This is a genomic window from Streptococcus rifensis (genome assembly GCF_053203525.1).
Genome location: NZ_JBRUCW010000002.1, coordinates 97,303 through 121,459, shown reverse-complemented (window position 1 = coordinate 121,459; position 24,157 = coordinate 97,303). Strand labels below are relative to the sequence as shown.

General features: G+C 42.4%; 23 protein-coding genes. 20 read left to right on the top strand and 3 right to left on the bottom strand.

Features of this window, described 5'->3' with window-relative positions; all coding sequences use genetic code 11:
* Window positions 1-21: 21 nt before the first annotated feature.
* The 8 genes from ACVRYP_RS01775 to ACVRYP_RS01740 all read left to right on the top strand — a co-directional run bounded on the left by ACVRYP_RS01775 (window position 22) and on the right by ACVRYP_RS01740 (window position 10,466).
* Complete coding sequence (locus ACVRYP_RS01775) at window positions 22-1,215, top strand: arabinan endo-1,5-alpha-L-arabinosidase (protein ID WP_447467058.1); 1,194 nt, start codon at window positions 22-24, stop codon at window positions 1,213-1,215.
* Between the two features lie 23 nt (window positions 1,216-1,238).
* Window positions 1,239-2,747, top strand: a complete 1,509-nt coding sequence (gene arfA, locus ACVRYP_RS01770; protein ID WP_447467057.1) for an arabinosylfuranosidase ArfA — start codon at window positions 1,239-1,241, stop codon at window positions 2,745-2,747.
* 60 nt (window positions 2,748-2,807) lie between these two features.
* Window positions 2,808-4,247, top strand: coding sequence for an alpha-N-arabinofuranosidase (locus ACVRYP_RS01765; protein WP_447467056.1), 1,440 nt, complete (start codon window positions 2,808-2,810; stop codon window positions 4,245-4,247).
* A gap of 16 nt (window positions 4,248-4,263) precedes the next feature.
* The gene (locus tag ACVRYP_RS01760) at window positions 4,264-5,082 is read left to right on the top strand and encodes an aldo/keto reductase (RefSeq protein ID WP_447467055.1); all 819 of its coding nucleotides are present in this window, start codon (window positions 4,264-4,266) and stop codon (window positions 5,080-5,082) included.
* A 112-nt stretch (window positions 5,083-5,194) separates the two neighbouring features.
* Window positions 5,195-6,784 (top strand): xylulokinase, encoded by a 1,590-nt coding sequence (locus ACVRYP_RS01755; RefSeq protein ID WP_447467054.1) that lies wholly within the window; start codon window positions 5,195-5,197, stop codon window positions 6,782-6,784.
* An 8-nt stretch (window positions 6,785-6,792) separates the two neighbouring features.
* A complete protein-coding gene (locus ACVRYP_RS01750) occupies window positions 6,793-7,488 on the top strand; it encodes an L-ribulose-5-phosphate 4-epimerase (protein WP_447467053.1) in 696 nt (231 codons plus the stop codon).
* 45 nt (window positions 7,489-7,533) lie between these two features.
* Window positions 7,534-8,955 (top strand): L-arabinose isomerase, encoded by a 1,422-nt coding sequence (gene araA / locus ACVRYP_RS01745; protein ID WP_447467052.1) that lies wholly within the window; start codon window positions 7,534-7,536, stop codon window positions 8,953-8,955.
* 158 nt (window positions 8,956-9,113) lie between these two features.
* A complete protein-coding gene (locus tag ACVRYP_RS01740) occupies window positions 9,114-10,466 on the top strand; it encodes an MATE family efflux transporter (protein WP_447467051.1) in 1,353 nt (450 codons plus the stop codon).
* A 134-nt stretch (window positions 10,467-10,600) separates the two neighbouring features.
* Here ACVRYP_RS01740 and ypfJ read toward each other — a convergent pair whose 3' ends face one another.
* The gene (gene ypfJ / locus ACVRYP_RS01735) at window positions 10,601-11,515 is read right to left on the bottom strand and encodes a KPN_02809 family neutral zinc metallopeptidase (RefSeq protein WP_447467050.1); all 915 of its coding nucleotides are present in this window, start codon (window positions 11,513-11,515) and stop codon (window positions 10,601-10,603) included.
* Between the two features lie 71 nt (window positions 11,516-11,586).
* Window positions 11,587-12,462 (bottom strand): MurR/RpiR family transcriptional regulator, encoded by an 876-nt coding sequence (locus tag ACVRYP_RS01730; RefSeq protein WP_447467049.1) that lies wholly within the window; start codon window positions 12,460-12,462, stop codon window positions 11,587-11,589.
* A gap of 172 nt (window positions 12,463-12,634) precedes the next feature.
* Here ACVRYP_RS01730 and ACVRYP_RS01725 point away from each other — a divergent pair, with 172 nt between their 5' ends.
* From ACVRYP_RS01725 to ACVRYP_RS01695, 7 genes are all read left to right on the top strand, one after another.
* Window positions 12,635-13,801, top strand: a complete 1,167-nt coding sequence (locus ACVRYP_RS01725; protein ID WP_447467048.1) for an MFS transporter — start codon at window positions 12,635-12,637, stop codon at window positions 13,799-13,801.
* A 115-nt stretch (window positions 13,802-13,916) separates the two neighbouring features.
* Entirely contained in the window at window positions 13,917-14,285 is a 369-nt protein-coding gene (locus ACVRYP_RS01720; RefSeq protein ID WP_447467047.1) for a Lin0368 family putative glycerol transporter subunit, read from the top strand.
* Window positions 14,282-14,614 carry a Lin0368 family putative glycerol transporter subunit gene (locus tag ACVRYP_RS01715; RefSeq protein ID WP_447467046.1) on the top strand — a complete coding sequence of 111 codons (333 nt, stop codon included), beginning with the start codon at window positions 14,282-14,284 and terminating at the stop codon, window positions 14,612-14,614. The genes ACVRYP_RS01720 and ACVRYP_RS01715 overlap by 4 nt, the downstream gene beginning before the upstream one ends.
* A gap of 135 nt (window positions 14,615-14,749) precedes the next feature.
* Window positions 14,750-16,186, top strand: coding sequence for a 6-phospho-beta-glucosidase (locus ACVRYP_RS01710; protein WP_447467045.1), 1,437 nt, complete (start codon window positions 14,750-14,752; stop codon window positions 16,184-16,186).
* Window positions 16,187-16,520: 334 nt separating this feature from the next.
* On the top strand, window positions 16,521-17,348 hold the full coding sequence (locus ACVRYP_RS01705; RefSeq protein ID WP_447467044.1) for an alpha/beta hydrolase: 828 nt from the start codon (window positions 16,521-16,523) through the stop codon (window positions 17,346-17,348).
* Between the two features lie 280 nt (window positions 17,349-17,628).
* Complete coding sequence (locus ACVRYP_RS01700) at window positions 17,629-18,369, top strand: esterase family protein (protein WP_447467043.1); 741 nt, start codon at window positions 17,629-17,631, stop codon at window positions 18,367-18,369.
* A 12-nt stretch (window positions 18,370-18,381) separates the two neighbouring features.
* Window positions 18,382-19,545: an ATP-grasp domain-containing protein gene (locus ACVRYP_RS01695; RefSeq protein ID WP_447467042.1), complete on the top strand. Its 1,164-nt coding sequence runs from the start codon at window positions 18,382-18,384 to the stop codon at window positions 19,543-19,545.
* A 106-nt stretch (window positions 19,546-19,651) separates the two neighbouring features.
* Here the strand turns inward: ACVRYP_RS01695 and ACVRYP_RS01690 are convergent, their stop codons facing one another.
* Complete coding sequence (locus ACVRYP_RS01690; RefSeq protein WP_447467041.1) at window positions 19,652-20,065, bottom strand: OsmC family protein; 414 nt, start codon at window positions 20,063-20,065, stop codon at window positions 19,652-19,654.
* Window positions 20,066-20,181: 116 nt separating this feature from the next.
* On the opposite strand from ACVRYP_RS01690, the gene ACVRYP_RS01685 reads away from it, so the two are divergent.
* From ACVRYP_RS01685 to whiA, 5 genes are read left to right on the top strand one after another with little or no spacing between them, the layout of a single operon-like run.
* Window positions 20,182-20,556, top strand: a complete 375-nt coding sequence (locus ACVRYP_RS01685; protein ID WP_447467040.1) for a RidA family protein — start codon at window positions 20,182-20,184, stop codon at window positions 20,554-20,556.
* Between the two features lie 14 nt (window positions 20,557-20,570).
* A complete protein-coding gene (locus ACVRYP_RS01680; protein ID WP_447467039.1) occupies window positions 20,571-21,338 on the top strand; it encodes an alpha/beta fold hydrolase in 768 nt (255 codons plus the stop codon).
* Between the two features lie 38 nt (window positions 21,339-21,376).
* Window positions 21,377-22,267 (top strand): RNase adapter RapZ, encoded by an 891-nt coding sequence (gene rapZ / locus ACVRYP_RS01675; RefSeq protein WP_447467038.1) that lies wholly within the window; start codon window positions 21,377-21,379, stop codon window positions 22,265-22,267.
* Entirely contained in the window at window positions 22,264-23,238 is a 975-nt protein-coding gene (locus tag ACVRYP_RS01670) for a gluconeogenesis factor YvcK family protein (protein WP_447467037.1), read from the top strand. Before rapZ ends, ACVRYP_RS01670 begins: the two co-directional genes overlap by 4 nt.
* Complete coding sequence (gene whiA / locus ACVRYP_RS01665; RefSeq protein ID WP_447467036.1) at window positions 23,235-24,146, top strand: DNA-binding protein WhiA; 912 nt, start codon at window positions 23,235-23,237, stop codon at window positions 24,144-24,146. Before ACVRYP_RS01670 ends, whiA begins: the two co-directional genes overlap by 4 nt.
* The last annotated feature ends 11 nt before the right edge of the window (window positions 24,147-24,157 follow it).

Here is a 24,157-nt window from a genome sequence, read left to right as displayed (position 1 = left end):
TAGAGAGAAAGAGATAAGATCATGGTAAAAGAAAGTCAACTGGAATTCGGTGTTCATGACCCGACAATTATTGAAGCAGATGGTGTTTTCTATCTGTATTCCACAGATACGAGACAGCCTGAAACCTCTGGGGTTCCTATTCGGAAATCTTCTGATTTAGTCTATTGGAAGTTCGATAGAAGTGCGCTAGATGGTGTCCCAGAGGATGCCAAAGCCTGGAGTAATGCTGTCGGGTTGTGGGCTCCAGAGATCATCAACTACCAAGGGGAGTATCGCATGTATTATTCGGCATCGACCTTTGGAAGCACGACTTCATATATAGGGCTTGCTACGGCTACCTCACCTACGGGACCTTTTATAGATCAGGGTGTCGTGGTCAAGACAAGTCCAGACCTCTGCACGCATAATGCGATTGATGCTAACATCGTAACAGATCGTGACGGTGAGCAGTGGATGGTTTACGGGTCTTTCTTTGGGGGGATTTACATTCTACCGATTGATAAAAACACTGGTAAACCGAGTCAAGATGGATTTGGCAAACGAATCGCAGCACGACCTAAGAGTGTGGATACAGCCATAGAAGGTTGCTTTGTTTACTACCATCCAGAAACGGATTATTTCTATCTCTTTAGCTCTTATGATTCCTTGAGCAATACCTATCATATTCGTGTGGCACGCTCTCGCAATGTTGATGGCCCTTATCTGGACATCAAGGGACAAGATATGAACGATTTAGAGATTGATCCGCTCTTAAATGGTGTGAAGCTCTTGGGTAGTTTCCAGTTTGAGGACGAATTGCCAGTCTATGCACCAGGCCACAATTCCATTTTAAAACGTTCTGATGGCCGATTGTTTGTCGTCCATCATGCCAGACGGAAAACTTTTTCGGATCAATTTTTCTTAAACGTCAGGGAATTGAAATGGTTGTCCAATGGCTGGCCAGTAATTTCCCCGCTCCTTTATGATGGCGGTCAACCGGAATCCGTTAATGATTTACTAGGAGAATGGGACATTGTCCGATTTGCAGCTGACAGTGACTTGAAACAAAGTGAGTTGGTTTCACTGAAGGAACAAGATTTGACAGCTGTTACAGACAATGAATATCTCTGGGAAGGGTACAGACTTCTTTTCTGGCAAGAGTTAGAAAATGGTGTGATGACACCATGCTTGGCTGGTCTGAATGCCGATGGTTTTGGTGTTATCGGGAAAAAATGATTATCATAAGGAAAGGAACAGATATGCAAAAAGCATCTTTAAAACTTGTGAAAGACATGCAAATCTCACAAGTGGATAAACGGATTTATGGCTCCTTCATTGAGCACATGGGACGTGCGGTTTATGGAGGGATTTACCAACCAGATCACGCGTCGAGTGATGCCAATGGTTTCCGTAACGACGTTAAGGAATTGGTCAAAGAATTAGGAGTTACCCTGGTCCGTTATCCAGGCGGGAACTTCTTATCTGGTTATAACTGGGAAGATGGTGTTGGTCCTAAAGAAAAGCGCCCTAGACGTACAGATTTAGCTTGGCGGGCGATCGAGACCAACGAAGTCGGCATCCATGAATTCTTTGATTGGGCGGAAGAAGTCGGAGCAGAGGTCAATATGGCGGTCAACATGGGAACGCGCGGGATAGATGAAGCTAGACAACTCGTCGAATACTGTAATTTCCCAAGTGGGACAGAGTGGAGTGACCGACGCATTGCCAATGGACGTCAAGAACCCTTTGCCATTAAAACCTGGTGTATCGGTAATGAGATGGATGGTCCATGGCAAATTGGGCATAAAACAGCTGAAGAGTACGGGCGTGCAGCGAGTGAGACAGCCAAAGCAATGAAGTTGGTGGATGATTCCATTGAGCTTGTCGCTTGTGGTAGTTCAAATAGCCAAATGCCAACCTTTGGAGACTGGGAATTAACTGTTTTAGACCATACTTATGACTATGTGGATTACCTTTCCCTTCACCAATATTACGGCAACCATGCCAACAACTTAGAAGAGTACTTGGCTTGCTCTCTTGATATGGATGCGTTTATTAAGGGTGTAACTGCTATGTGTGATGCCATCAAAGCTAAAAAACATAGTCAAAAACAAATGAACCTTTCCTTTGACGAATGGAATATTTGGTACCACTCTAATGAGTTTGACAAGACCATCAAGCCTTGGTTGATTGCCCCACCACAGTTGGAAGATCATTATAACTTTGAAGACACACTTGTTTTGGGGACACTGTTAATCACGCTTCTGAAACACGCTGATCGTATTAAAATCGCTTGTTTGGCTCAGTTGGTTAATGTTATCGCGCCGATCTTTACGGAAGAAAACGACAATGAAAGTCCAGCATGGCGCCAGACTATTTTCTATCCGTTTATGCAGGCTGCTAAATACGGCCGCGGTACTGTGTTGACACCACTCATCCAAACGGAGTCTTATAGTGCTGGTAACTACGATGCTATTCCGTATCTGGAATCTATTGCAGTCCTCAACGAAGATGAAACAGAAGTTACTGTCTTTGCGGTTAACCGCTCAAGAGAGGAAATGGCCTTTACCATCGACAGCCTTGGCCTTGATGTGACAGGTGTTACTGCCTTTACTCAAATTGCAGGACATGATATTAAGGCAGTCAACACACTAGCATCAAACGATATCAAACCAGTTGACTCAGACCGTTATGAGCTATCAGAAGATAGTGTTGCCCTACAATTAGAGCCATTGTCTTGGAATGTGATTCGCTTAGCGGTTAAATAACATATTTAGTCATTATAAGCTAAAGAAAATTATCTCGTTTGACGTTAAAAAGGAGCAAACATGAAAGTAACATTGACCGAACAACAGGGTCCAAAAATTTCAAAATACATCTACGGTCATTTCGCGGAGCATCTTGGCCGCTGTATCTACGAAGGCCTCTATGTGGGTGAAGACTCATCTATTCCTAATGTCAATGGCATGCGCATTGATGTGGTTGAAGCCTTGAAAAATATCCAAATTCCGGTTCTCAGATGGCCGGGTGGCTGTTTTGCAGACGAATACCACTGGAAAGACGGTATTGGCCCTAAAGAAAATCGTAAGAAAATCGTTAACACCCACTGGGGTGGTGTCACAGAAAATAACCATTTTGGGACCCATGAATTTTTTGAGCTAACCAAGCAACTCGGTTGTGAGGTTTATGTCAACGGTAACGTCGGTAGCGGAACCGTTCAAGAAATGCAGGAATGGGTTGAATACATGACCATGGGAGGCGAGTCTCCTATGGCCAACCTTCGCCGAGAAAATGGCCAAGAAGAGCCATGGTCTGTCAAGTTCTTCGGTGTGGGGAACGAAAGTTGGGGCTGTGGTGGTAACATGCGTCCTGAATATTATGCGAATGAGTACAGACGCTATCAGACTTATGTTCGCCAATATGGTACCGAAAAGATTTATAAGATTGCTTGTGGGCCAAACATTGATGACTACAACTGGATGGATAAGGTCATGCAAATCGCTGCACCCGTTATGGATGGCATCAGCTTGCACCACTATGCCTTGACTGGTGAATGGCTGGATAAAGGCCCTGCTACTGGCTTCAAAGAAGAACACTGGTGGTCTCTCATCAAGAGCGCTCAAAAGATGGATGAGCTCATTACCAAACACAGCACTATCATGGACAAATACGATCCTGAAAAACGGGTTGGTCTCATTGTCGATGAGTGGGGTTCATGGTTGGCGGTTGAACCAGGAACCAATCCAGGCTTCCTTTACCAGCAAAACACGATTCGTGACGCTATGGTAGCAGCAGTAACCCTTAATATTTTCCATAAACATGCTGAGCGTGTTCACATGGCTAACATTGCCCAAACCGTTAACGTTTTGCAATCCATGATCCTGACCGAAGGGGATCAAATGGTGAAAACCCCAAGTTATCACGTCTTTGATCTTTATAAAGTCCATCAAGATGCTGAGTTGGTTTCATCATATGGTGAAAGTGATGACACTGTTTCTTACACTGTGTCTAAGAAAGATGGTCTTGTTTCTATTTCTGTATGTAACTACTCATTAGAGGAATCGAAAACCTTAGACGTTACAGGGGCATACTCTGGCAAAGTAGTGGACGCACGCTACATCACTGCAGATACAATGGATGCGCATAACGATTTTGATCACCCAGAAACCATCACCATCAAATCCTTTGACGGTGTATCAACAACAGATGGGACTGTGAACTTAACCGTGCCACCGATGTCTGTGGTGACCGTGCAAATCGAACAATAATGAAAAAGGAGACCTCATGTCTATTTTAAAAGAAACCTTTACCCTAGCAAACGGGGTGGAAATCCACAAAGTGGGCCTTGGAACTTGGCAATCGGCACCTAATGATGCTTATCGTGCCACCAAGTTTGCCCTTGAAAATGGCTATTACCATGTGGATACCGCTTACGTCTACGGTAACCAAGAAGAAGTGGGGCGTGGTGTCAAAGATAGCGGACTGGACCGCAAAGATGTCTTTATCACGTCAAAAATCCCTGCAGAATGGAAATCCTATGAGGAGTCTGTTCGAGCCATTGATGAGAGTTTAGAACAACTGGGGGTGGATTATATTGACCTCATGTTGATCCATGCTCCCCGTCCTTGGAGTGAAATGCATGAACGTCCTATCGTTAACCACTATTATGACGAAAATGCAGAAATGTGGCGTGCTTTAGAAGATGCCTATGAAGCAGGAAAACTCCGTGCCATTGGGGTGTCTAACTTTAGCGTTGACGATTTGGAGCATCTGCTTGAAAAAGCACGGATTACACCAATGGTCAACCAGATCATTTATCATATCGGAAATACTAATCCAGAAGTCCTCGCTTTTTGTGAAAAGCACAATATCTTGGTGGAAGGTTATTCCCCAATTGCGACAGGGCGGTTACTCGGTGATGAAGGGATTCAGAAGATGGCTGATAAATACGGCAATTCAATCCCTCAAATCTGTATTCGTTACCTTTTGGAGAAAAATATTCTCCCATTACCAAAATCTGTCCATGAGGAGTATATCCTTCAAAATGGCCAAGTTGACTTTACCATTGAGCCAGAAGATGTTGCTTATTTAGACAGCTTATAATGAAAAAGAGATAACTCTAAAATGTCCATACATTTATCGAGTTATATCTTTACATGTCTGGACATATCTGGTAAAATAAAAGTATCTTAGAAAACGATTACAGGAGGTTATCATGCTTCAAGAAAAACAAGACATCCTTAATGGTCGGACAGCTCTTGGGATTGAATTTGGATCAACACGGATTAAGGCTGTGTTGATTGATAGTCGTCAATTACCGATTGCTTCTGGTAGCCATGAATGGGAAAACCAGTTGGTAGATGGGGTTTGGACCTATGACTTGGATGCCATTTGGACTGGCATTCAGGATGCTTATGTAAACTTAGTGGCGGATGTTCAGGAAAAATTTGAAACACCATTGACTACTTTTGGTAGCCTTGGTATTAGCGCCATGATGCATGGGTATATGGCGTTTGACAAAGATGATCAGTTGTTGGTGCCGTTTCGTACTTGGCGCAATACCATGACTGGACAGGCAGCTGAGGCTCTAAGTGAGCGTCTTGACTTCAATATTCCAGAACGCTGGAGCATTGCCCATCTTTATCAGGCTATCTTAAATGACGAAAAACACCTGCCAGACCTCACTTTCTTCACAACACTTGCGGGCTACGTTCACTGGCAGTTAACTGGTGAGAAGGTATTGGGTGTTGGGGATGCGTCAGGCATGTTCCCGATTGATCCAAAGACCGCTGACTATCGGCAGGACTATGTTCAAAGCTTTAATGATTTAATCGCACCTAAAGATTTCCCATGGACCCTTGAACAAGTCTTACCAACTGTTTTAAGTGCGGGTCAAGCAGCTGGCAAACTAACTGAAAAAGGTGCCAAGCTTCTTGATCCTTCTGGTCTCTTAGAAGCTGGTATTCCACTTTGCCCTCCAGAAGGCGATGCTGGAACTGGTATGGTTGCCACCAACAGTATTGCTCCTCGAACAGGGAATGTTTCCGCTGGAACCTCTATCTTTGCCATGATTGTCTTGGAAGATGACCTCAAAAATCGCTACCCTGTAATCGATGTGGTAACAACTCCAGTTGGCGATACTGTCGCAATGGTTCACGCCAATAACTGTAGTTCAGATATCAACGCCTGGGTGAAACTGTTCCATGAATTTAGCCGATTAGCAGGCCAAGACTTGTCTATGGATTCTACTTACCAATTGCTCTTTAAAGAAGCATTAAAAGGTGAAAAAGATTGTGGTCAACTCTTGAGCATCGGTTACTATTCAGGAGAAAGCATTACAGCTATCGATGAAGGACGTCCGATGTTAGTCCGCACACCAGAAAGTCGGTTGACAGTGGCCAACCTCATGCGCAGCCATATCCTATCAGCCTTTGCGACCCTGTCCTTAGGGATGGATATCTTAACCCAAGAAGAAAAAATCCAAATTGACCGTATTTTAGGGCATGGCGGTATCTTTAAAACCCCAGAAGTGGCTCAACGCCTCTTGGCTTCAGCTATTGAAACACCGGTTTCTGTCATGGAAACAGCTGGAGAAGGGGGAGCTTGGGGAATCGCCCTCTTGGCAGATTACCTCAACCATTCAGATCTTTCATTGGCAGAGTATCTGGAAACGAAAGTGTTTGCTACAGCTGCAACGGAAACTATTGCACCAGAAGCAGATGATATTGAAGGCTTCAAGCAATTTATGGAGCGCTACCAATCAGGTTTAGAGCTGGAAAAATTAGCTGTTGATCTGATCAAATAGGAGGAAACATGTTAGAAGCATTAAAAGAAGCCGTATTTCAGGCCAATCTTGAACTACCTAAGCGTGACTTGATTAAGTACACTTGGGGAAATGTCAGTGCCGTCGATCGTGAATCAGGATTGTTTGTCATTAAGCCATCTGGCGTTGACTATGACATCATGACTGCCGATGATATGGTAGTTTGTGATTTTGACGGAAATGTCGTTGAAGGTAAATTACGCCCGTCATCTGATATGCCAACGCACGCAGTCTTATATAAAACCTACGACAGCATTGGCGGTATCGTCCATACCCATTCACCGTGGGCAGCTAGCTGGGCCCAATCTGGTCAAGATGTTCCTGCTATGGGGACAACACATGCCGATACTTTTTATGGCACGGTACCTTGTGCTCGCTTTTTAAGCAAAGAAGAATTAGATGCTGGTTATGAGCATGAAACCGGTAATGTGATCGTTGAAACCTTTGAAAAACGCGGTCTTGATCCTGTTGCTATACCAGGTATCTTGCTACAAGGTCATGGTCCCTTTACGTGGGGGAAAGATGCAGCTGACGCTGTCATGCATGCCGTTGTCCTAGAAGAAGTGTGTAAAATGAATTTCTATACCCGCATGCTTAATCCATTTGCCCCTGAACTGCCACAATATGTCTTGGATAAACACTACCTCCGTAAGCACGGTAAGAATGCTTACTATGGTCAAAAATAATCGTAAACAAAAAATAAGAATCATCTCAAAAAGGAGAAATACAACATGTCTGATAATAAAGTTTTTTGGTTTGTCATCGGTTCCCAACACCTTTATGGTGAAGATGCGCTAGAAGAAGTACGCAAACACGGTCGTGAAATGGCTGATGTGCTTAACAAGTCTGGTCATTTGCCATATCCTGTTGAATTCCAAGAAGAATTAGCTGTCTCAGCAGATGTGATTACAAAGCTCATGAAGGAAGTGAACTACCGTGATGAAGTAGCCGGTGTTATCACTTGGATGCATACCTTCTCACCTGCTAAAATGTGGATTCGTGGCACAAATCTTCTTCATAAACCATTGCTTCACTTGGCGACCCAATACAATGAGTCTATTCCATGGGCAACCATCGATATGGACTTCATGAACTTGAACCAAGCTGCTCACGGGGACCGTGAATATGGCTTCATCAACGCTCGCCTCAAGAAAAACAACAAAATCATCGTTGGTTACTGGCAAAATGAGTCTGTCCAAAAAGACATCGGTGCCTGGATGGATGTTGCAGTTGCTTACAATGAAGGATTTAACATCAAGGTAGCGCGCTTTGGCGACAACATGCGTGACGTTGCTGTAACAGATGGTGACAAAGTCGAAGCTCAAATCAAATTTGGTTGGACAGTAGACTACTATGCAGTTGGTGATTTGGTTGAAGTGGTCAATGCTGTTACAGATGAAGAAGTCAATGACTTATTCGCAACTTACGAAGAGTTGTATGACTTTGACTATGCTGACTATGACAAAGAAACATGGGAACACCATGTTAAGGAACAGGCGAAATATGAAATTGCTTTGAAACGTTTCTTAGACGAGGGTGGCTACACAGCCTTTTCGAGCAATTTCCAAGACCTGTATGGTTTAGAGCAATTACCAGGGCTTGCCGTACAACGGTTGATGGCTGATGGTTATGGGTTTGCAGGAGAAGGGGACTGGAAAACAGCAGCTCTCGATCGCTTCATGAAGATTATGTCTCACAACCAAAACACTGGTTTCATGGAAGATTATACTTATGAAATGGGACTTGGTAAAGAAGCCATCTTGCAATCACACATGCTTGAAGTAGACCCAAGTCTTGCGAAAAACAAGCCAAAAATCTTGGTATCGCCATTAGGTATCGGTGGGAAAGCAGATCCAGCCCGTCTTGTGTTTGATGGTAAGGCTGGTGACGGTGTCGTTGTGTCAATGGCTGACTTTGGTTCTGAGTTTAAACTCTTGATCAACGAAGTGACAGCCTTTGAACCGACTGTTGAAGCACCAAATCTCCCAGTAGCGCGTGTGCTTTGGGAAGTTAAACCCAACTTCCAAGACGGCATTAAAGCTTGGATCGAAGCTGGTGGTGGTCACCATACAGTTGTTTCTCTTAACTTAACCAGTGATCAAATCATCACTTGGGCTAAGTTAGTTGGATTAGACTACGTGTTGATTAAATAGACAGTTTGAACTGAAGAACCCTCCCTATAAAATAGAATGCTGGAAGACAGAAGGCGTCTTCTAGCATTTCTATTAGTATTTCATTATTGACATCCCTATCTAATTAGGGTATTCTGGTTCATGCAATTAAAGATTTAGTGGAATTTTAGGAGATAAGCATGCATGATTTAACCAAGGGGAAGCCGATAAAGGTTATTCTCTTATTTACCATTCCTCTTGTTATAGGAAGTATTTTTCAATTATTTTATAACTTCGCAGACAGTATGATTGTCGGTCATACCTTAGGAGAACAGTCTTTTGCAGCTGTGGGAGCAACAGGCAGTATTGTCTTTTTCATTCTTGGTTTTGCCCAAGGGTTAACAGGAGGTTTCTCTGTTATCTTGGCTCAACGCTATGGAGCCAAAGATGATACAGATATTAAGCGATCATTTATTACGGGCTTGACACTCTCCCTTGCCATTGGGTTAGGTTTATCCCTCATCGCCCTTACCTTTTTGGGTAATCTTTTAGAACTCATGCAAACACCTTCTGAGTTAATCGATCAATCAAAACAATTTTTGACGGCTATCTTTGGCGGTAGTTTAGCAACCATATTGTATAATTATTTATCCAATAGTATCAGAGCTTTAGGTGATAGTCGAACACCCCTTTATGCCTTAATGGTTGCTGTCATTTTGAACGTTATTTTGGACTTCATCTTTATTTTGAATTTTAAAATGGGTGTTTTTGGAGCTGGGGTCGCAACCATAATTGCTCAGATTTTATCAGTCCTCTTCCTAATCTGGCACATCAAGAAGAAAGTTCCTCTACTACAATTATCTAAAAATGATTGGCATCTCGTTAGCAAAGAAGAATGTCAAAAACACCTCCAACTTGGCCTTCCTATGGGCTTTCAAGCTTCAATCATAGCTATTGGGACTATGACCTTACAGTATGCGCTTAACCAATTAGGAACGGAGGCCATCGCAGCACAAGCAATTGCTAGTCGTACCGACCAGCTTGCTATGCTTCCCATGATTAATTTAGGTCAAGCTATTTCGACCTTCACAGCCCAAAACTACGGTGCAAAAGCATATAGAAGGATTTTCGATGGGGTCAAAAAAACAGTAACATTATCTGTGATATGGTCTTTACTTTTTGTGGTCATTCTTCTCTTAGGCAATCGCTTTTTCTCATCCTTGTTCCTACCTAATGGATCGGAATCAATTTACCAAATGGCATTTACTTATTATGTGATTAACGGGATTTGTTACTGGATTTTAGCGATTCTTTTCGTTTTAAGAGGTTTCATACAAGGACTTGGTAAGAGCTTTGCTCCAACGCTTGCTGGTATTATGGAGTTAATCATGCGGGTTGTTGTTGCTCTAATTGGCTTGCATTATTTTGGTTTCTCCGGTGTTGCAGCGGCTAATCCAGCAGCCTGGATTGGTAGTGTGGCCATTTTGATCCCTACGACGTATATCGTGATAAAACAGCTCAAAGGATTTATCGCAAACGAAAAGAAGAGCTGATTTTGTCAGCGCCTTTCTCTCAAAATAGGAACTAAAAAGGACCTAGCTCTGACTGTATCAGAAGTAAGTCCTTATTTTTGCACGTTTTAGTGGTATCGCGGGCAATCTCTTATGGATCACCTATTGATGTCAGTCTAGATGTCCCCACTGAAGGTATCCCCGTGAGCGAGATCACCATATTGGTAGCCACGATCAAACCATTTACGACGTTGCTCTGAAGTTCCGTGTGTAAAGCTATCAGGGACAACACGTCCATAAGCCTGTTCTTGGAGAGTATCATCACCAACTGCGTGGGCAGCAGCCATGGCTTCATCAATATCGCCAGGCTCTAAGAGACCTTGACCTTCGACGTATTTTGCCCAAGCACCAGCATAATAATCTGCCTGCAATTCGAGTCGAACGGTCAATGCATTGGCATCTTTTTCAGAAAGTTGCTGCCGAGCACGAGAGAACTCTGTCATTGTTCCGAGCTCATTTTGGACATGGTGCCCAACCTCATGGGCAATAACATAAGCCATGGCAAAGTCACCTTCTGCATTGTACTTAGTGGATAAATCACGGTAGAAAGATAAATCAATATAAACTTTATTATCCCCAGGACAGTAGAATGGCCCTGTTGCAGCATCACCTAGCCCACAAGCAGTACTCGTACGACCGCTGTATAAAACCAGAGTAGGTGGATTGTAGGTCAAACCTTCACTAGCAAATTCTTCCGTCCAGAAATCTTCAGTACTTTGGAAAACCTTACTTAAGAAAACAGCTTCTTCATCAGTTACATCTGTACTGCTTGATTCCGCAGCCTCCTGGTAAGTATTGGAGTAGCCACCTGTATCTAATCCGACAAGGTTTCCAAGATTAGAACCTCCTCCTATAAAGGTTAATAATAGTAATCCAAGGATTAACCATTTCCCTTTGCCAGACGATAGAAGTAGTTGAAGTAGAAGTCCCGAACCGAGACCGCCTGAAGAGCTGCCGTATCCAGCACCAGAAGAGCGTTGCCCACGTCGATCTTCAACGCGATTACTCTTTTTTAAATCATCTATTTTCATATCGATATCCCTTTACGTTTTATATACTTATATTATAAACTAAAATAGCTAAAAAGAAAACTAAAGCCCTTTCATTCTTGTAATATAACCGAATTTGAGGAACGGTCGACCTCCAATAATTTAGAGGCTGAAATTCTCTTTTGACGATTCTCATCATAGTTTAGAGAAAACAGACTAGCATATAACGTATCAAGCAAAAACAAAATGGATTCATCTGTAGCAAAGGAACTGATTTTAGAATAGAGCTTTTCTCGTGTTGACAACCTGAGGATGTATTCAGTTTGATTGGTTAAATAATTTTCGCCAAGACTAGTTATGAGGACGATAGGGATGCCATGGTCTTTTAAGAGATTGGCAATTGTATTAAGATTTCTATTTTCGCCAGAATAGGAAACCACAATAGCACAGCTATCTTTCTCAGCAAAATAGGCTTTAAAAACGGTTTCTCCGTTCAACTCATGAACTCTGACGTCTTTTCCGATACGTCCCATTTGCAAGGCAAATTCTTTTGTTAATAAAATATTATTACTGATGGCAAATATGTGAATTGTTTTCGTTTTTCCTAGTATGTCAACCACTTGTTCCAGCATGTTAGGGTCCAGTAATTCTAAGGTTTCCGAAATCACTTCTTGCTTAAGTTTGGCAATTTTATGAGCAATACGACTAAGTCCATCATAAGCACTAAAAGGATAGTTGGCATCTACATAGGAGACGGTTTTATCGAGATATTCAACTTCTGCTAAAAAAGCATGTTTAAAATCATTCCAACCTTGAAAGGAGAGCTTTTGGGCGACTCTGACTAAAGTAGATTTTGAGGTAAAGGTTTGATCAGCAATTTGAGCGGTTGTCAAATCCTTAATGGTATGAGGATTTTTTAGCAAAAAGGAGACAATAGATTGTTCGCTAGGTGAGAATGAAAAGGTTTCTAATTTTTCCGTAATTAACATGCAGACCCTTTCTAAATGTATTGAAATGTAGTAAGGCTGGAACCGATTGAAGGCTTTGTTCTATCAAACAAGGCTAAAGGTGTAAACAGTGTTCCAAGATTATTTTTCCAGGAGAGTTATGGTCAAATTCATGGTATCATAAATAAGATGAATTCTCAAAAAGTAGGATAAAATGAAAGCGTTTAAAAATTCATATAGGGCATATCTTTTAATGTACCTCACTTACTATCTCTCATGGGCCTTGTTCTCGTCTCTTATTTCTGTCTATTTATTAGATTTGGGGTTTAAAGCGAGTCAAGTCTCTCTTGTCGTGTCGATTTCCTTTATTGCCTCTATGATTAGTCAGCCTCTGATCGGTTGGTTAAATGACCAGTTAGGTATTCGAAAAGTGACCTGGATCTTGCTTTCCTCCAGTTTACTTGGTGGCGCAGCCATGTTAGTTGTCAAAGACTTCTTGTGGATCGCCATTGCCTATAGTTGGGTTCTGCTTTTAGTCAATGGTTCTGTCCCCGTCATGGAAAAAATCGCGACGAGCAGCCCTTTTCCCTATGGCAAAATTCGGATTTGGGGAACCATTGGCTTTGCTCTAGGGAGTCAGTTATCTGGGCTTATCTATGATTACATCTCACCTAAAGCTCTCTTTGCAGGCTTTATTCTGGCCATGTTAATGACCTTATTAGGAATCTGGGGGACAGAGGTTTCTGAGGAAGTCCCTTTAGAGACCGTTGACTACGAGATTCCTTCCTCAGCTCGGCAGGTGCTTTTTTCCAATAAAACCTATCTAGGCTATCTTGTCATCGCCATGGTCTTTTCTGGAGTGACCAATACTGGGCATACCTATATTCCAGCTATGCTAGAGGATGCTGGCCTGTCGATTCGCCTAGCAACGACTGTTGTGGCGATTTCTGTCCTTTGTGAGGCCCCCTTAACCCTATTCTCCTACAAATTCATGGACCAAATGACCAGTCAGAGAATTTTTATGCTGGCGACATTGCTAGTATTTCTTCAGTATGGCATCTATGCCTTGGACTTAGGGCTTCCGTCTAAAGTGATCATGACTCTTCTTGCAAAACATACAACAGGAATGTTATTTATTATGGTTAATATGAAAATAGTTAGTTCTTTGATACAACCCAGATATTTCATCACAGCTTTATCTTTGGTGCAAGCTGTTAGGAGCTTAGGATCAATTGCGACTCAAAATATTGTGGGGCACATTTTGGATCATTATTCCTATACAACTATGAGCTGGTTCTTAGCAATTGTATCCGTGTTACTTCTTGTTTTTATTCCATTTTTAAAATTACCGACTGGTCAAGATCAAAAATTATACAGTTAGCTTTACCATAAAACAGATTTTTACGATCTTTTAGGATGACTTCCTGTTTCAAAATAATCTTGTTGGTGATTTAATAATGAATAGTTGATGGATGATATCCGTAGGAGGTTAACGGATGAAGTGGTTAAAAAGTGTTTCAGCTTATTTTTTCGCAGCCTTGACAGTCCCTTTGCTGTGGCCATTTATTAGTGGACCGTTCGGGATATGGAGTGGGTTTGTAGCAGGTGTTCTTTTACTGGGTCCAGTCTGGTACTTGGTTCATTATCGGGAATGGATTGAAACTCGACAAGGAGGTAGTCCCATAGACATGGGACTTACTATTGCGGTTGCTGTTTTTGTCAAAGATGTTATTCAAAAAGGACCGAAGGAGTTAGAGTGGAGTTTAGTGACTGTTCTTGTTGTGAGTGTCGGTGCTATTATAGGGGGGTGGATAGCCTTTACGCTTGATCACAAGTGGCGAAAGAAAGGGTGGAGGGAGCATTGAAAATTCTATTAAGCCTTTTAGGGAGTAGCTTGTTACCTTTTTTGATTCTTATTTTGATGGGGAGCCTTATTCGAAAATGGCAGGTTAAGGGTGCATTTCTAGCTTTACTGCTCATTATTGGGCCTTTATGGTTTTTTAATCATGGCCAAGTTAGTCCTTGGATTACTCAGTATGGCCCTCATCAAATCGATATGGGTTTGGCAACAGGTGTCGGTATTTTAACCTATCATTTCTTGACAGGAGCAAAGTGGAAAAAGACCCTGTTTAACCTGAGTGCAGCCCTTGTTGGTGGGTGTTTAGCGGGCATCTTGCTCGCCTTGCTATCTTAACTTAAACACTTGTTTCAATGAAATGACGATTAAGCCTCTATAATTTGAAACCTTGTTCCAGAATATAGAAGTGGGCTTGAAGTAGATAAGCATAAATGCTATGATAAACCTAATAACAGATAAGGAGAAAATCACATGACGTTTCCAAAGGATTTCTTATGGGGTGGCGCTTTAGCTGCTCATCAATTTGAAGGTGGTGTTCTTGAGACCACTAAAGGGCTCAGTGTTGCAGATGTGATGACAGCAGGAGCTCACGGTGTTCCCCGTGTCATTACGGATGGTGTCATTGAAGGGAATTACTATCCTAACCATGTCGGCATTGATTTTTACAACCGTTACAAGGAAGATATTGCCATGTTTGGAGATATGGGCTTTAAATGTTTCCGTACCTCGATTGCTTGGTCACGGATTTTTCCAACAGGCTTTGAAACAGAGCCTGATCAAGAAGGTTTGGCATTCTACGATGCTGTTTTCGATGAACTCTTGAAGTATGGGATTGAGCCCGTAATTACCTTGTCGCACTTTGAAATGCCCTACGAATTGGCTAAGAGAAATGGTGGCTTTATGAGCCGTGACACCGTTGACCAATTTGTCAAGTTTGCAAAAGTTGTCTTTAGTCATTACAAGGATAAGGTTAAGTATTGGATGACTTTCAATGAAATCAACAACCAAATGAACTTCCGAAATGACATCTTTGGTTGGACCAATTCAGGAGCTCATTTTGGCGACTATGACAATCCAGAAGAAGCAATGTACATCTGTGGCCACCATACCCTCGTGGCGTCAGCCTTGGCAGTTAAAGCTGGTAAAGAAATCAACCCAGACTTTAAGATTGGGAACATGATTGCCATGGTTCCTATTTATCCTTATTCTTGTCGCCCAGAAGATGTTTTGCTGGCTAACCAGGCCATGCATGACCGCTGGTTCTTCTGTGATGTCCAAGTCCGTGGCCATTATCCGGCTTATGCCCTTAAGATGTTTGAGCGTAAAGGATTCCAGATTCCGATTACGGAAGAAGATAAGAAAGTCCTCTCTGAAGGAACAGTTGACTACATTGGCTTTAGCTATTACATGTCAAACGTTGTTGATTCTCAAAAAGCCCAATCAGATGTCTCAAGTGCGATTGAAGCCTCTAACCCGTACAGCGTGAAGAACCCTCACATCAAAGAATCAGACTGGGGCTGGGCGATTGACCCTGTTGGTCTTCGCTATGCGCTGAATGCTTTCTATGAACGTTATGAATTGCCACTCTTTATCGTTGAAAATGGCTTTGGAGCTATTGACGTCAAAGAAGAAGACGGTTCCGTTCATGACCAGTACCGCATTGACTATCTTGGTGCCCATATTAAGGAAATGGAAAAAGCGATTAATGAAGACGGTGTTGAACTTTGGGGCTACACGCCTTGGGGCTGTATCGACTGTGTATCCTTTACAACCGGTGAAATGAAGAAGCGTTATGGCTTTATTTACGTGGACCGTGATAATGAGGGTAACGGTAGCCTTGAGCGGTCTAAGAAAGACTCTTATGATTGGTACAAACAAGTCATCGCTTCAAACGGTGAAGTGGTTTAAAAGGGTAAGATTAATTAAATAGGTCCTTGATAGCTTTAACTATACCGTGCTGATTTCTGGATGAAAGTGGGACAGAAGTCATGATTTCGCAGAAATTGACTTCGTTGTCCCACCTCCGCACAGTTGATTAGGAAGGCCTCTAACGATTGCGTAGCAAGGGTTTTAGGGCTTCCAATCAACCACTGCGTCTTGTTTAACTGATGATAAATGATTAGAAGGCTAGGAATTATTTCCCAGCCTCATCTTTTCCGAATATTTAAATGGCAAATCGCCCTTTCAGTTTTCATGATAGCGTTTTTAGTGTATAATCAAGAAAATGGTCTGGAGGTGAGGAATGAACAAGCATTATTATTATTTAGAGATGAAGGAACACCATCTGGAAGTCCCATACTTAGGTGAAAAGCGTCGAATAAGGGTTCTACTTCCGAAGGATTATGACCGTGATAAGGAGCGACATTACCCAGTTGTCTATATGCACGATGGGCAAAATGTTTTTTATAGTAAGGAGGCCTTTACAGGTTATTCTTGGAAGGTGATTCCAACCATCAAGAGAAATCCTGATATTCCAAGGATGATTGTCGTCGGGATTGACAACCATCCAACTCGTATGAACGAGTATGCTCCCTGGCGGTTCTCAAACATTCATCATGAAGTGGATCAAAATATGGGTGGTAAGGGAATGGAATATGCAGAATTTGTCATGCAGGTGGTCAAGCCCTTTATAGACCAAACTTATCGGACCAAGCCAGATAGAAAACATACCGCTATGGTGGGATCATCCTTGGGAGGGAACATCACCCAGTTCATGGGCGTTATCTATCAGGATCAAATTGGTGGATTAGGCGTTTTTTCTTCTGCTAACTGGCTTAATCGAGTAGAGTTTGACAGGTTTGTCAAACGTTACCCATTAGATGAGAAGCAACGTGTCTATATCCAAGTGGGGACTGACGAAGGTGACGATACTGATGAGACATTAACGCAAGGAAATATCAAGCAACTTTATATCGATGAGTCCTTGCTTTATTATCGCCAATTGTTAGAGGGTGGTTTACCACTTGACCATATTAGACTTAATGTCGTAGTAGGTGCGGTGCACCACGAACATGTCTGGGCAACCTATCTTCCAGAATGCTTGAGGCATATCAGTGAGGAGTGGGAGTAGTCACATATAGAGCAGAGGTTGGGCAATTGTCCAACCTCTTTTTTCCTACTATTGGGAAATACAAGAAGGTAGTCATCATTAAGCGAGTAACTGACAAAACCAATGAAACCTAAAACCTTATCCATCATGTCATTTTAAAATCTCCATTAATTATGAAGGGAGGAAAGAACAAATTATTAAATTATGAAAACGATTGAAAGAATTTTCTGAAAATAAAAATTTGTAAAACCCTAAAATTGTGGTAAAATAAAAGGAGAAACGAGGAGTTAGAGGTATTAGTATGCATTTTGAAGGACTAAGTCATTGGTCAGGACAACTCGGTCGAGAGATGGCTCTGAATCGGTATGGTCATGCTGGAATGCCAGTAGTGGTCTTTCCATCATCTGGAGGCACCCACAATGAGTATGCTGATTTTGGCATGATTGAGGCTTGTCAAAGTTTTATTGAGGCGGGCAGAATTCAATTCTTTACCTTGAGCTCAATTGATGCAGAAAGCTGGTTGGCTGACGGCAAGTCTATGCATGATAAAGCCTTAGCCCATCAGGCTTATGATCGTTATGTGATTTCAGAAGCTATTCCCTTCATCAAGCATAAAACAGGTTGGTTTGATCCTATGATGACCACGGGATGCTCGATGGGGGCTTACCATGCACTCAATTTCTTTTTACAACACCCTGACGTTTTTAACAAGGTTATTGCTCTGTCAGGTATCTATGACGCGCGGTTCTTTGGTGGAGATTTTGGTAATGATTTAGCAGTTTATTATAATTCACCATCTGACTACATTTGGCAACAAAATGACGGTTGGTTTGTTGATCGCTACCGCCATTCTGATATTATTGTCTGCACAGGACTTGGCGCTTGGGAACAAGATGGTTTGCCGTCTTATTACAAGCTGAAAGAGGCTCTTCAAGAGAAAAATATTCCTGCTTGGTTTGATGAATGGGGAGAAGATGTCGCCCATGATTGGGAGTGGTGGCGCGTGCAGATGCCTTATTTTTTGAAAGCTTTGGGCTTCTAAGAGGAGGTTTTTATGAATTATTTAGTCCTATCTCCTTACTATCCGGAGAATTTTCAGCAGTTTTCAATCGAATTAGCTAAAAAAGGAGTGACCGTATTAGCCATCGGTCAAGAGCCTTATGAACAGTTAGGTCAGGGTTTGCAAGCCGCCATTACTGAGTATTTTCGAGTGGAAGACTTGGAAAACTTAGATGAAGTGAAGCGCGCAGCGGCTTTTCTCTTTTACAGACATGGGCCTTTTGATCGAATTGAGTCTCAAAATGAACACTGGTTAGAGCATGATGCTGCCCTACGCGAGCAGTTCAATGTCTTTGGTATGCGTTACAAACACCTCAAGAAGACTAAATTTAAGTCTAAAATGAAGAAACACTTCAAAAAAGCAGGTGTTCCAGTAGTTCCTGGTAAAGTAGCTAAAGAACTTGATGATGTCGATAAAATTGTTAAAAAAATTGGTCTTCCTTTAATTGCAAAGCCTGATAGTGGCGTTGGAGCGTCTGGCATCTTCAAATTAACTGATGATGCCTCGGTTCAAGCCTTTAAAGAAGCTTGGGATGGTGTAACCCCTTATTTCCTAGAAGCCTTTGTTGATAAGGCAGTGGTCTGTACTTACGATGGTCTTGTCGATATTGATGGGAATATCATATATGAAACCAGTTTAACCTACAATAAGACTCCTTTTGATATGGTTGAACATCAGCTTGATATGGGCTATTATGCTGAGAAAGAGATTGATCCTGTTCTTCGGGATTATGGACATGCCATTGTTAAAGCGTTTGACATGCGAGAACGGTTCTTCCATATTGAATTTTTCCGCTATGAAGATGGTTCTTATGTAGCCATTGAGTATAATAACCGTGCAGCTGGTGGTTATACAGTGGATGTATACAACCATGGGCATCGGATGAATATCTTTCACGAGTATGCCTCTATGATGGCAGGAGAGCCAGTCGCAAAAGTTGAATTTTCACAGTACTGTCTAGCTGTGTCCCGGCGCGATAGTGGCCAATACCGTTACAGTGAAGATGAGATTAGAGCCAAGTACGGTGCTTATTTAATCGATCAAAAGCGCTTAAGTGGTGCTTTTGCCGAGCTTCTGGGAGATGTCAACTATTTCTTTGTCTTTGATAATCCAGCGGATGTGGATGCCATCTATCAGTTTGTGACGATGAGACAGTAAGAAAAGCCATAGGAACAGCTCGTTCCTAAGGCTTTTTAGCTGCTTAGCTGGCTTATTTCATATCCCTGTTAATAATAGGGGATAACAAGGAAAGTGAGGTGTGTTTTTAGTATGGTCGATAAGGGACTGTCTCAAGGCTGACAGACTGAGCTGCACTGATTAGTTTAGACACTGGGCAGCGGGTGTGAGCTTCTTGGATGAGGATTTTGGCCTCATCTAGGGGAATACCTTGGATGCTGGCTTGTCCTCTAACTGCAAAAAAGTAACCGAGTGCTGTCGGTTCTTTTTCGAGGTCAACTTGAACCTCTACATAGCAACGGTTGCTCATCGCTTTTGCTTCTAAAATAGCATCTAAAGTTGCTTTGAGGCAAGTGGACCAGGCGAGGGCGATGAGTTCTTCTGGGTTAAACCCCGGTTGGTCGTTAAGGGGATGATTGGTTGCAACCGTTTTTCCATTTGACAGGCGCACACTGCCATCAATGCCTTGATCGTTACGGGAAGTGACAGAGTAAAGAGACATGATTTTCCTCCTAAAGAGTTCTTGCTTTTATTTTACCCAAAAAAGAGGATGGACGAAACGGATAGTATTGAAATGTGCTATAATATAGGAAATAATCGATTATAAGGAGATGTCACATGAAAGTTATTAACACGGACAAAGCACCAGGAGCTATTGGACCTTACGTGCAAGGAAAAGTTGTTGGCAACCTACTGTTTGCAAGTGGGCAAGTTCCCCTTTCACCTGAAACAGGTGAAGTTGTGGGAGTGACTATTGAAGAACAAACGGAACAAGTTTTAAAAAATATTGCAGCTATCTTAGAAGCTGCTGGAACAGACTTTGACCATGTGGTTAAGACAACATGCTTCCTTAAAGACATGAATGACTTTGTAGCTTTTAATGGTGTTTACGCCACAGCTTTTAAAACAGACTTCCCTGCTCGTTCTGCGGTTGAAGTGGCACGCCTTCCACGTGATGTCAAGGTAGAAATCGAAGTCATTGCTGAGATTTAAAAAGGCTAGGACAGATGACTAAACATATTGTATTGATCCATGGCACCTGGTGTAACGGGAAGGTCTGGGGAACTTTTGCGGATAAGTTGGCAGCTATGGGGTTGGTTGTCCATACCCCTAGTCTTCGCTACCATGACCTGCCCTATGAGGAAGTAGAAACCAAGGTCGGCGCTGTCAGTTTGACAGACTATGCGGATGATCTAGTAGCCTTGGTAGAGAGCCTGCCTGAGAAGCCCTTATTACTAGGACACTCTTTGGGCTGTCTTCTCGCTCAAATGGTTGCTGAGCGGACGGAGGTTGCTGGCATGATTTTGATGGGGCCAGCTCCGACAGCTGATATCTTTGTCCTTTATCCAACAATGGTCCGCTGCTTTATACGGCACTTCCTTCGTTGGGGCTTTTGGAAAAAGCCAATGCCGCCTTATAAGGTGGAGTTCTTTAAGTATTGTATGAACGTTCAAGAGCCAGAGCTGAAAAAAGATGTTTTTCGGGACTTGGTTCCAGAGTCTGGGAAAGTTTATACCCAGATGGCTTTTCCATTTGCTGATAAGTCACGTGCCAGTTATGTGGATTTTTCTAAAATTAAGGGGCCGGTCTTGGTCATTACGGGAAGTGAAGACAAGATGACGGTATCCCCGATCGCACGAAAAACAGCGCGAAATTATCCAGGATCGCTTTTAGTATCCATTACTGGGTCAGATCACATGTATGAAACAGGAAAATTCCAAAATCAAACCTTAGCTGTGATACGGGACTGGCTGGGTCAAAAGCAGTTTATCTAAACGGTAGTGATGGATAGAGAATCTATTAGGAGGAGAAAATGTCAGAAAATCCTTTGCAATTAGTTGTTATTACAGGAATGAGCGGTGCTGGTAAAACAGTCGCGATTCAGTCATTTGAGGATATGGGTTATTTTACCATTGATAATATGCCACCGGCACTCTTGCCTAAGTTTATCGAGCTCTTAGAGGCTAGTCAGGATAACGATAAAGTTGCTGTTGTCGTGGATATGCGCAGTCGTTCCTTCTTTTCTGATGGAGGATCGATTATTGATCAGCTGGACAGCAATGCATCTGTAGATGTCAAAATCCTATTCTTGGACGCTACTGATAATGAATTAGTTGCGCGTTATAAGGAAACGCGCCGAAGTCATCCAATGGCTGCTGGTGGTCGCGTCTTAGATGGGATAGTAAAGGAGCGAGAACTCCTGGCGCCTTTAAAAAGTACCAGCCAGCATGTTATTGACACGACAGATTTAACACCTCGAAAACTGCGTCAGGCTATTATTGATTCCTTTTCAGATGCTGATCATCAAACAGCTTTTCGAATAGAGGTGGTCAGCTTTGGGTTTAAGTACGGTTTGCCCCTTGATGCAGACTTGGTATTTGATGTTCGTTTCTTGCCAAATCCACACTATGTCCCTGAATTGCGTCCTCAAACAGGCCTAGATCAGGCTGTCTATGATTATGTGATGGGACATGAGGCATCAGAAGCTTTTTACCGGCATTTGGCAGCCCTTATTAAACCGATTTTACCAGACTACCAAAAAGAAGGAAAATCTGTGTTAACGATTGCGATTGGTTGTACAGGTGGTCAACATCGCTCTGTTGCATTTGCCAAACGACTGGCAGAAGATTTGCAAACGGATTGGGCTGTCAACCTTGGCCATAGAGATAAAGATCGACGGAAAGAGACGGTAAACCGCTCATGAGAAAACCGAGAATAGTGGTTATTGGGGGAGGAACGGGTATTCCTATACTGCTTAATAACCTTCGTCAGCATGCCGTTGACATCACGGCTATTGTCACTGTGGCAGATGACGGAGGCTCTTCAGGACAATTGCGGGAATCCATGCGAATGGCGCCGCCAGGAGACCTAAGAAATGTTTTGGTAGCCATGTCAGACATGCCTAAAACCTATGAGCAGATATTTCAATACCGGTTTCATGAAAATGATGGACCTTTAGCAGGCCATCCTTTAGGGAATCTGATTATTGCAGGAATTTCTGAGATGAAGGGCTCTCTCTACAATGCCATGCAGCTTTTGACGAAATTTTTCCATGTTACTGGGAAAATTTACCCATCTAGTGATAATGCATTAACCCTACATGCTGTGTTTAAGGATGGTACTGAAGTTATAGGAGAAAGTCAAATCGCTAAGCATCAGGGTCACATTGATCATGTTTTTGTGACCAATAGTTATAACGACGAGGCACCGACAGCCAGTCGCAAGGTGGTTTCCGCTATTATGGAAGCTGATATGATTGTTTTAGGACCGGGTTCTCTGTTTACCTCAATACTGCCTAACTTAGTCATTCCTGACATTTCAAAAGCCTTGCTGGAAACAGCTGCAGAAGTGGTTTATGTCTGCAACATCATGACCCAGAGAGGCGAGACTGAACACTTCACGGATGCTGATCATGTTGCAGTTCTCAATCGTCATTTAGGCCAACCTTTTATCGACACGGTTTTAGTCAATATCGAGGAAGTTCCCCAAGATTATATGGATCTTCATCAATTTGATGAGTATTTGGTACAGGTAGCCCATGACTTTAAGGGACTGCAGGACCAAGTACCAAGAGTTATTTCATCACATTTTGTTGAATTTGAAAATGGCGGAGCCTTTCATGACGGGCCTCTAGTTGTCGAGGAACTCCTCAATATTATACGGGTGGCAAGATGAGCTTTACAGTAACTGTGAAAGAGGAATTAATCATTTTATCAGGCCATGACAAGTCAGAGTTATCGGCCATGATTAAGCTATCGGGGAACTTAGGAATAGGTCAACAGGGCTTAACCTTATCACTGTCTAGCGAAAACGCTAAGGTAGCCCGCCACGTTTATGAACTTATCCATACAAATTATAACGTTAAAGCAGATATCCGCTATCACCAAAAAACTAACCTCAAGAAAAATAGGGTATACCAAGTTTATTTGGACCATTGCGTTGAGGAAATCCTAAATGACCTCCACCTAGCCGATAGTTTTTTTGGTATGGAAACAGGCATTACATCTTTTATCCTCTCTAACGAAGAAGCAAGTCGAGCGTATTTGAGAGGAGCTTTTTTAGCGAGTGGTTCAGTCAAAGATCCTGAAAAAGGCAAGTATCAGCTTGAAATTGCCTCTATCTATAGTGATCATGCCAATGATTTAGCCCAGTTGATGCAAGGTTTTTTGCTGGATGCTAAGGTCATTGAGCGTAAAAAAGGAGCGGTTACCTATTTGCAACGGGCCGAGGATATCATGGATTTCTTTATTGTGATTGGCGCGATGGCCACAAGAGACAATTTTGAAGAGGTTAAGATTTTAAGAGAGACACGGAATGATCTCAATCGTGCTAACAATGTCGAAACAGCTAATATCGCTCGGACAGTGTCAGCAAGTGTTCGGACCATTAATAACTTAGTCAAATTAGATGGTACAATCGGTCTAGATAATCTTCCACCTGATCTTCAAGAAGTTGCAATCTTGCGTTTAGAACACCCAGATTATTCGATCCAACAATTGGCGGATAGCTTAAGCCAGCCAATTAGCAAAAGTGGTGTTAATCACAGACTCAGAAAGTTAAATAAAATGGCCGATGACCTTTGATTGAGACACCT